At 50.5% G+C, this 1,593-nt stretch carries 1 protein-coding gene; it reads left to right on the forward strand.

Annotated features, from left to right (window positions below; genetic code table 11):
• Positions 1–118: 118 nt before the first annotated feature.
• Complete coding sequence (locus tag C7B65_RS26855) at positions 119–1,543, forward strand: IS701 family transposase (RefSeq protein ID WP_073075375.1); 1,425 nt, start codon at positions 119–121, stop codon at positions 1,541–1,543.
• The last annotated feature ends 50 nt before the right edge of the window (positions 1,544–1,593 follow it).

Below are 1,593 nucleotides of genomic sequence, written 5' to 3' on the forward strand. Positions count from 1 at the left end.
CTTGAGTGTTGTGATGTCGAGGGAGAAAAATCGAAGTCCTTCTATGGCGGGATGAACAGGAGTGAGGAATGCGGGAAAGTGCAGATGAATTCAGGCTCGTCAGGGAGGTTCAAGGATCATGCAACTGCCGATAGTCGCCCCTGCTCCCATTGTTGAGCAGCAGGCTGAAGCGTTTCGGAACTTGTTCAGCGATGAACGCGCCTATGAGAACTTCCAGACCTACTTGACGGGACTAATCGTGCTGGAGAACAAGAGCTTGAGTAACATCAGTCGCTGTACGCTGGAGAGCGCGGACAAGACAAATCTGTCACGATTTTTGAGTGAGTCGCCGTGGAAGAGCGACGCGATGAATGCCCATCGCATTCAGTACATGCTGGCGCAAACGGTGAACGTGCGGTTAAAGGCAGAGCAGTCGTGCTTATTGGTCGATGATACATGGTGTGAGCATGTGGGAGGTTTGTTTGAGTATATTGACCGACACTACAATCACAGTGATAGCAGCTATCCGTTGGCGCACAACCTGGTGACAAGTCACTATCGTAGTGGTGCGGTGCGGTTTCCAGTGGATTGTAAGGTCTATCGTCGCTATGAAGACTTGACGCAGTGGGAGCAGTTTGTTGCCAAGCCCTTCCCCGACCAAGCGATTCCGAAGACGACTCAAGCCCGTCAGAAGCTACACAAGGCGCTCGATGCCACCTTGTTAGAAGACCCGGAATTTGCCCAATTACATGAGCAGTTTCGGACGAAGCTGACTATCGCTGATGAGTTACTGAAGCACGCCACTGAGCAAGGTCTGCCGTTTACTACTGTATTGATGGATAGTTGGTATCTGACGACGGAATTTGTCAACCAACTCGCAGAACGCAAAAAGAACTGGGTCAGCTTACTCAAACGCAACCGGAATTTATCGATGTACGGGTTTGGGTTGCGGGATGCACAAGGACACCCCATTTCGCTGCCTGCCAATGGGGTGATCAAAGTCGAGGAGTTAGTGCCGTTGATTCCAGCTTCTGCCTATCGACAAGTAGACATTGACGACCGCAGTTATGGGTGCTTTAGTGGGTGTACTCGTCTCTCTGGCATTGGCAAAGTGCGCTTAGTGATTTGCTTTGAAGCTGCCGACTTGAGCGGGTCTTATGCCGTTCTCGTGACCAATCGCACCGACTGGAGTGCCAAGCAAACCTTGTCCATGTACTTGCAAAGATGGACGATTGAAACCTTCTATCGGGACGGAAAACAACTGCTCGGACTCGACCAGTATCGCGTACGCGCTATGTCAGCTATGCAATCCCATTGGTGTTTAGTGTTCGTGGCATACTCGTTGTTGCATCTTGCTTGTTTACCGTCATCATCGAAGCCGCCTAGAGGCAAGCGTCCGACTCATCCCATCCAAACCATTGGGGAAGTTGTGCGACAACAAGGGCAAGCCTTGATTGAACAATTGATCTTGTTTGCTCATGACCAACTTCTGCAAGGACAGGCAGCCGCGCAAGTGTTTACTAACTTGTTTGCCAAGCAACAAAAACAGTTCTCGCATCCGTAGTCCGCGAGTCGCGGGTCTTATTTTTCTCTCATGACATCACAACACTCAAG

It is taken from the genome of Phormidesmis priestleyi ULC007 (genome assembly GCF_003003695.1).
In the GTDB taxonomy this organism is placed as follows: domain Bacteria; phylum Cyanobacteriota; class Cyanobacteriia; order Leptolyngbyales; family Leptolyngbyaceae; genus Phormidesmis_A; species Phormidesmis_A priestleyi_A.

What these genes read in the sequence shown, in the direction of transcription:
- C7B65_RS26855 (WP_073075375.1), top strand. Translation starts at nt 119, where the DNA reads ATGCAACTGCCGATAGTCGCCCCTGCTCCCATTGTTGAGCAGCAGGCT.